The sequence below is a fragment of the Pseudomonas sp. NPDC090755 genome, assembly GCF_044769005.1.
GTDB lineage: Bacteria > Pseudomonadota > Gammaproteobacteria > Pseudomonadales > Pseudomonadaceae > Aquipseudomonas.
Map to the genome: position 1 here is coordinate 35783 of NZ_JBIVXC010000027.1, position 7528 is coordinate 43310.

The window sequence follows — 7528 nt, forward strand, 5'->3', positions numbered from 1 at the left end:
GCGCTCACAAGGTGCGAGCGATGATTTCTTTCATGATTTCGTTGGTACCGCCCCAGATGCGGTTGCCGCGGGTGTCCAGGTACAGGCGGGCGATCGGGTATTCGGTCATGTAGCCGTTGCCGCCGTGCAGTTGCAGGCAGGCATCGACCACCCGGCTGCTCAGTTCGGCGGTCCAGTACTTGGCCACGGCCGCCGTTTCGGCGCTCAGCTCGCCCTGCTGCAGCAAGGCCATGCAGCTGTCGACCCAGGAGCGGCCGATCTGCACTTCGGTCTTCAGTTGCGCCAGGGTGAAACGCGAGTTCTGGAAATCCAGCACCGGCTTGCCGAAGACGATGCGCGTGCGGGTGTACTCGATGGTCTGCTCCAGCGCCGCCTCGGCCTGGGCCTGGAAGCCCACCGCACCGATCATCCGTTCCCAGGCCAGGTCGTGCATGAGCTGGTAGAAACCCTGCCCCTGCACCCCGCCGAGCACGTTCTCAACCGGCACGCGGCAGTCGTCGAAAAACAGCATGCTGGTGTCCTGGGCGTGCAGGCCGATCTTTTCCAGCGGCTGCGAACGGCTGAAGCCCTCGCGCTCCTTCTCGACGATGACCAGCGAGATGTCCTTGGCGCTGCCGCTGGTGCCGGTCTTGCACACCACCAGCGCCAGGTCGCAGGAAGCGCCGTTGGAAATGAAGGTCTTGGAGCCGTTGAGGATCAGGTGATCGCCATCCTGCACGGCGCGGGTGCGCACCGCCTGCAGGTCCGAGCCGGTGTTGGGCTCGGTCATGGCGATGGCGCCGACCGCCTCGCCTGCGATCATCCGCGGCAGCCAGGCCTGCTTCTGCGCCTCGGTGCCATAGTTGAGGATGTAGAAGGCCACCAGGCCGTGCACGCCGAAACCGATCAGGCCGGTGGCGCCGATGCGCATGAATTCTTCGGAGAAGACCATGTCGAACAACCGGTCGGCACCGGGGCCGCCATACTCCTCCGGCATCGAGGGCAGCAACATGCCCAGCTCACCGGCCTTGCGCCACACCTCGCGGGGCACGCACTTGTCCTTTTCCCACTGGGCGTGGAACGGTGCGACCTCCTCGTCCATGAAGCGGCGGGCGGCGCGGCGAAATTCTTCGTGCTCGGCACTGAACAGCGTACGGGGAATCAGGTATTCCATGGGGTATTCCTCTACGGCCCGGATCAGAGCGTGCGCCCGACCAGGTCCTTCATGATGTCGTTGGCGCCGCCGGCGATGCGCAGGACGCGGTGATCGAGGTAGTGACGGGCCACCGGGTACTCGAGCATGTAACCGTTGCCGCCGTGCAGCTGGACGCACTCGTCCACCACCTTGGTGTACAGGTCCGAGCACCACAGCTTGGCGGCGGCCGCCGCTTGCGGGCTGAGGCTGCGCGCCAGGCACTGCTCCATGCAGCGGTCGACGTAGTTCTGCGACACCGCCAGTTGCATCTTCAGGTCGGCGAGCTTGAAGCGGGTGTTCTGGAACTCGAAGATCGGCTTGCCGAACACGCTGCGCCCGCGGGTGTATTCAAGGGTGCTTTGCAGCACTGCCTCGGCGCCGGCGACACTGCTGATGGCGATGGACAGGCGTTCCCAGGCCAGCTCTTTCATCAGGTGGATAAAGCCCTGCCCGGCCACCCCGCCCAGCAGGTTCTCCTTCGGTACGCGCACGTCTTCGAAGAACAGCATGGTGGTGTCCTGGGCGTGCAGGCCGACCTTGCGCAACGGCCGGGAGCGGCTGAAGCCTGCGCGATCGGCTTCGACCAGGATCAGCGAGATGTCCTGGGCGCCCTTGCCGCTGTTACCGGTCTTGGCGACCACCACCACGACATCACAGTTGGTGCCGTTGGAGATGAAGGTCTTGGCGCCGTTGATGACGTATTCGTCACCGTCGAGCACGGCGCGGGTCTTGACTGCCTGAAGGTCGGAGCCGGTGTCCGGTTCGGTCATGGCCACCGCGCCGATGGCCTCGCCTGCCGCCATTTTCGGCAACCAGGTGTGTTTTTGCGCTTCGCTGCCGAAGTTCACCAGGTACCCGGCGACGATGTCGTGCACGCCGAAGCCGATCAGCCCCGAGGCCAGGCCCGCGCGGTAGATTTCCTCGGTGGCGATCATCGAGAAGCGTCGGTCAAGGCCCAGGCCGCCGTAGACGTCCGGCGTGGTGGCGTTGAGCATGCCCAGCGCGCCGGCACGCTTCCAGATCTCCCGGGGCACCCGATGATCGGCTTCCCACTGCTCAAGGCAAGGCGCACATTCCTGCGCAAGGAAGCGCCGCACGCTGCTGCGAAACTCCTCGTGCTCATGATCAAACAGGCTACGCGGAATCATTGCTGGTTCTCTCCTAGGGTCGTCATTTCGCCACCTTTACAGGGGCTCTGGATCGATCATAGGAGCAGCTTTCGGCGAGCCGCCCCCTCAGGGAGGGGGGGATTTGCCGGGGTGTGGAATTCGCGCTGGCGCCCCCCCTTCAGGGGTTGGAGGGCAAGTCGCTGGCGGGCCTAGACTGGCCCGGCGAAATACCAGCGCAGGTCACCCGTGGCGTCCACGCAACGCCACGGGTGACCTGCGCTGGTGTTTTCGCGCTTACTCGATCAGGCCGTGCTTGCGCGCCCAGGACACCGCGTCATAGCGGCTGGAAACCCCCATCTTCACGTAGATGTTCTTCAGGTTCCACTTCACCGTTTCCAACGAGATGTTCAAGGTCAGGGCCACGCGCTTGTTGGCCATCGCCTGGCTGATCAGTTGCAGGATCGCCAGTTCCCGGGGTGTCAGCACCGAGGCGCTGCCAGTGCCCGACGACTCGCCGCCGCGCCCGGCGCTGGCCGTGCCGAAGCGCTCCAGCAGACGCGCCAGGTAAGCCTCGTCCTCGGCGCACGGGACCTTGCCGGCAAGCCCGGCGAGCAGCTTGCGCAGCACCTCGCCTTCGTCCAGGAAGGTCCGCACCAGCCCCAGTTCACGTCCCTGGGACAGGGCGGCGAGCAGATGCGCCTGGGCCTGCTGCGGTTGCAGCAGGTCAGCCTGGGCACAGGCCATCAGCACCTGCGCGGTCACCTGCAACTGACCGCGGCCGAATGGTTTGGCGTAGCTGTCGAGTGTTTCCAGCGCTTGCAGGGCTTTGTCCGGGTAGTTGGTGGCCAGCAGCAGACGGGCATTGGCGAGTGCCGCGATGGCCGGGATGTCGGCCTGGAAACCCGTTGCCTGCTGGTAGTTGCCGGCCAGGGCCTGCAACCTGGCGACCCGCTCGGCGGCCCCGGCCTTGTCATTGTCGAGCAAGGCAATGCGTGCCTGCTCGGCCAGGCAGTGAACCAGGGCGCGATCCTGGCCGATGGAGCGAAAGTGGCGTTCCTGGCGCTCAAGGAACGTCTTCGCCACGGCGGCGCTGTCCTGCAGCAGGTCCAGGCGTGCCCGGCAGATGGTCGCACGCAGCATGGTGTCAGGCATGGCCCATTGCAAAAGGCCGTTGCGATTGGCGAGAATCTCCCGCGCCTCATCGGTGCGATCAAGTTCGCGGTACACCTCGGCCAGGGTGGCGGCGCCCAGGTAGGCGCTGGCCGAACGGTGACCATGGACCGCCACCGCGCGGGCCAGCTGCGCCGCCCCGATCCGCTCGGCTTCAAGCACCTGGCCGGCCTGCAGGTAACAGAGGGTGCGCGCGCCTTCGGCCACCAGGGCCATCTCGGCGTCACGCTCGGCCTCGGGAATCGGGTTGTCGTCCAGGCACCGCAAGGCCTCCCCGATCCGTCCGGCGGCCGCATAGGCGATGGCCAGCAGCGCCGGCGCACCGAAGCGGGTGGCCGAATAGTCGTCGGGCAAGGCCTGGAAGTCCTTGAGCAAGCCGATGATCGGCTCGGTGCGATCACGCTGGACCTCGATGGCCGCCTGCACCAGTGGCAGCCGGAAGGCGACGTCGGCCTGCTGCGCCGCGCCGCTGCGCTGGAACTGCTCCAGCCACGCCTCGGCCTTGGCCGGACGGGCTGTCAGCGCGTAGGCCAGGCAACCGAGGAAGAACAGGCGTGGCCGTGAGAACAGGATGTCCTGGGGCAAGCGGTCGAGCAGGCGCAGCAAGGGGCTGAGCTGGCTCAGGCTCCAGGTCGCCGGGGCGGCACGCTCGATCAGTTGCGCGGCAGAACTCAGGTCGCCGGCCAGGGTGGCATGGCGCACCGACTCGGCCAACAGCTTGCGCTCGGCGAACCAGCGCGCGGCGCGGTAATGCAGTTCGGTCTGCGAACCGCTGTCGCGACGGGCCAGGCGCGTGGTCAGGAAGTCGCCGAACAGGGCATGGAAGCGATACCAGGGCTGACGGTCATCGGCTTCGACACGAAAGATCAGCAGATTCTCTTCGTCGAGGCGCTTGAGCATGGCCTGGGCCGTTTCACAACCGGTCACCGCCTGGGCCAGCGAGGCATTGAAGCGCCGGCAGATGCTGACATTTTCCATGAAGCTCGCCAGCTCCGGTGGCAGATGGGCCATGACGTTCTCTGCCAGGTAGCTCTGCAGGTCGTCCGAGCGCCAGCCCATCTCGCGTAGGGCGCTGCGCGAATCCGGGTCGCTGCGCAGCAGGATGATCACCAGTTGCAGGGTGGCCGGCCAGCCGCTGGTGAGCTCATGGATCTGGTGCAACTCCTCGGGGCTGAGCTTCAAGGCCGCCAGGCCCTGGTCGAGAAACGCCCGCGATTCGACCAGGTCAAAGGGCAAGGCGGCGCAATCGAGCTCGACCAGTTGGCCACTCAGGCGCAGGCGGCTGAAGCTCAGGGGGGGACCGACCCGCGAGGAAATGACGAAATGCAGGTTCTCGGGGCTGTGATCGAGCAGCTTCTGCATCAGTTGATGGGAGCGCGGATCGGTGACGTGCTGGTAGTCGTCGATGACCAGGAACAGCTCCTTGTTGACGGCGGCGGCCCCTTCGACGATGGCCGCCACCACCTCATCGATGAACTCGGGCCTGGCGCCCTCCAGGGGGATGCCGCTGTCCAGGACAATGCCCAGGCGCTGCAGGGCTCCACGCAGATAGGCGAAGAAAATTGCCGGTTGCTTGTCGTCGGCGCTCAGCGACAGCCAGGCCACCTCCGCGCCGGAGCGCATCATCACCTGGCGCCACTGGGCCAGCAGCGTGGTCTTGCCGAACCCCGGGCTACCGGTGACCAGGCCCACTCGGCATTGCGCCATGCACTGCAGTTGCTCAAGCAGGCGATGGCGCAGGATGGTCTGGGTGCCAACGCGCGGCGGCGCGAATTTCGTCGACACCAGCAGTTTGTCGGTATGCATGTATTGAGCGTTCTCCGATTCACAGGTCGCTTGCCGAGCGCAGGCCGCGATGATGCTCGGATTTTTTACCCCAACGCTGGCCAAAAGTCAGTACCGCCGGCACAAGGTGCTGGCCCGGTGTGGCGAAGCGCTTCAGAGGCTGCGCGCCACCAGCTCACGCATGATGTCGTTGGCACCGCCGTAGATGCGGTTGACCCGGCTGTCCAGGTAATGACGGGCGACCGGGTATTCGAGCATGTAGCCATTGCCGCCGTGCAGTTGTACGCACTGGTCGACCACCCGCGAGTACAGCTCGGTGCACCAGAGCTTGGCCGCAGCGGCCGCCTCCGGGCTCAGTTCGTGTTGCAGCTCCAGCTCCATGCAGCGATCGACATAGGTCTGCCCCAGGACGATGTCGGTCTTGAGGTCGGCCAGTTTGAAGCGCGAGTTCTGGAAGTCGAAGATCGGCTTGCCAAAGGCCTTGCGCTCGCGGGTGTAGTCGATGGTCTGTTCCAGCACCGCCTGGCTCGCGGCCACGGCGAGCAGGCCGATGCTCAGGCGTTCCCAGGCCAGCTCCTTCATCAACTGGTAGAAGCCTTGGCCCGGCTCGCCGCCGAGGATGTTCGCCGTGGGCACCCGCACGTTCTCGAAGAACAGCATGGTGGTGTCCTGGGCATGCATGCCGACCTTGCGCAGTGGCCTGGACTTGCTGACCCCGGCGCGATCGGCTTCCACCAGGATCAGCGAGATGTCCCGCGAACCCTTGCCGCTGTTGCCGGTCTTGGCGATGACCACGATGATGTCGCTGTTGGTGCCGTTGGAGATAAAGGTCTTGGCGCCGTTGATGACGTAGTCGTCGCCATCGAGCACCGCGCGGGTCTTGACCGCCTGCAAGTCCGAGCCGGTGTCCGGCTCGGTCATGGCCACGGCGGCGATGGCCTGGCCGCTGGCCATTTTCGGCAGCCACTGCTGCTTCTGCTGCTCGGTGCCGAAGTTGATCAGGTAACCGGCGCAGATGTCATGCACGTTGAAGCCGTTCAGACCCGAGAGCCCGGCACGGGCAACCTCCTCTACCGCGATCATCGAAAACCTGCGGTCCACGCCCAGGCCGCCATAGGCCTCGGGCGTGGTGGCATTGAGCATGCCCAGTTCACCGGCACGCTGCCAGATCCGCCGCGGCACGAGGTGGTCCTCTTCCCATTGCTCGTGGAACGGCGTGCATTCCTCGGCGAGGAAACGCCGGACCGTGTCGCGGAAGGCTTCATGCTCATGATCGAAAAGGGTGCGAGGGATCATTGTTATACCTTTGATTTCGATGAGTTCGACGGTTGCGCCTCTTACGGACGCCTTTGCCCCACCTTAGGCCGGCAGGCCGCCACTCCCCCCCCTCCAAGCGGGTAGGTTGCCAGCAACTACCCTTGCCTGCCCCTTCAGATCCCCCGGACAGGGAAGGAGACACTGGCATTCAGCGACGCGGTCTACGCTCTGGGCGCGCGGATCTTCTTCGTCGGTTACCTGCTGTTCGAAGTGCCGAGCAACCTGATGCTGGAAAGGATCGTCGTGCGCGCAAGACCCTGCTGGACTTCGAAACGCGCCCGACCATCGGCCTGGTGGTGCAAGCCCAGTCATTTCTACGTCCCGGCGCCCGGTGCCATTGCCGCAGAGGCTGCGCCAGGCCTTGGAAACTCTTGAGGTCGCGCCATGAACGGTCATACTGTCCAGGCGTAAACGACGAGGAATACGAACATGTTCGAGCCCTCTGATCTTCAGCGTTTCGTCGAGGCCCAGCAGCCGGTCTACAGCAAGGTCCTGCAAGAGTTGCAGAACGGGCGCAAGACCAGTCACTGGATCTGGTTCATCTTCCCGCAACTTTATGGCCTGGCGCATAGCGATATCGCCGATTTCTATGCGATCAGTGGTCGCAAGGAGGCCGTGGCCTACCTGCAGCACCCGGTGCTGGGGCCGCGCCTGGAGGAATGTGTCAGTGCCCTGTTGCAGCACAAGGACAAGAGCGCCCTGCAGATCCTCGGCCATCCCGACGACCTGAAGCTGCGCTCCTGCCTGACCCTGTTCGCCAGCGTCGCGCCCGACCATCCGCTGTTCCAGGTGGGCCTGGATCAGTTCTATGGCGGCGAGCCTGATCTCAGGAGCCTGGAACTCCTTGCGTAGAAGTGGGAATGGATATGCCCATCGACTTCAGTGCCAGCGCTTTGGTCTGGCGTCTTGCGAGCTGATCCATTTGATGCAGTGACGCGAACTCACCTTTCCGCCCTTACGGCGGGCCGCTTTG

General features: G+C 65.0%; 5 protein-coding genes and 1 pseudogene. 2 read left to right on the forward strand and 4 right to left on the reverse strand.

Annotated elements, in window-relative coordinates:
- Positions 1 to 4 precede the first annotated feature (4 nt).
- The 4 genes from ACIQUS_RS25390 to ACIQUS_RS25405 all read right to left on the reverse strand — a co-directional run bounded on the left by ACIQUS_RS25390 (position 5) and on the right by ACIQUS_RS25405 (position 6534).
- Positions 5 to 1144 carry an acyl-CoA dehydrogenase family protein gene (locus ACIQUS_RS25390; RefSeq protein ID WP_403053333.1) on the reverse strand — a complete coding sequence of 380 codons (1140 nt, stop codon included), beginning with the start codon at positions 1142 to 1144 and terminating at the stop codon, positions 5 to 7.
- 32 nt (positions 1145 to 1176) lie between these two features.
- Positions 1177 to 2322 (reverse strand): acyl-CoA dehydrogenase family protein, encoded by a 1146-nt coding sequence (locus ACIQUS_RS25395; RefSeq protein ID WP_403053322.1) that lies wholly within the window; start codon positions 2320 to 2322, stop codon positions 1177 to 1179.
- Between the two features lie 255 nt (positions 2323 to 2577).
- Entirely contained in the window at positions 2578 to 5259 is a 2682-nt protein-coding gene (locus tag ACIQUS_RS25400; RefSeq protein ID WP_403053324.1) for a LuxR C-terminal-related transcriptional regulator, read from the reverse strand.
- A 132-nt stretch (positions 5260 to 5391) separates the two neighbouring features.
- Positions 5392 to 6534 (reverse strand): acyl-CoA dehydrogenase family protein, encoded by a 1143-nt coding sequence (locus ACIQUS_RS25405; RefSeq protein WP_403053327.1) that lies wholly within the window; start codon positions 6532 to 6534, stop codon positions 5392 to 5394.
- A gap of 156 nt (positions 6535 to 6690) precedes the next feature.
- Between ACIQUS_RS25405 and ACIQUS_RS25410 the strand changes: the two are divergent.
- Positions 6691 to 6804, forward strand: a pseudogene (locus tag ACIQUS_RS25410) (hypothetical protein); the annotation flags it as partial.
- Positions 6805 to 6984: 180 nt separating this feature from the next.
- Positions 6985 to 7407 carry a DUF1810 domain-containing protein gene (locus tag ACIQUS_RS25415; protein WP_403053330.1) on the forward strand — a complete coding sequence of 141 codons (423 nt, stop codon included), beginning with the start codon at positions 6985 to 6987 and terminating at the stop codon, positions 7405 to 7407.
- Positions 7408 to 7528: the final 121 nt, after the last annotated feature.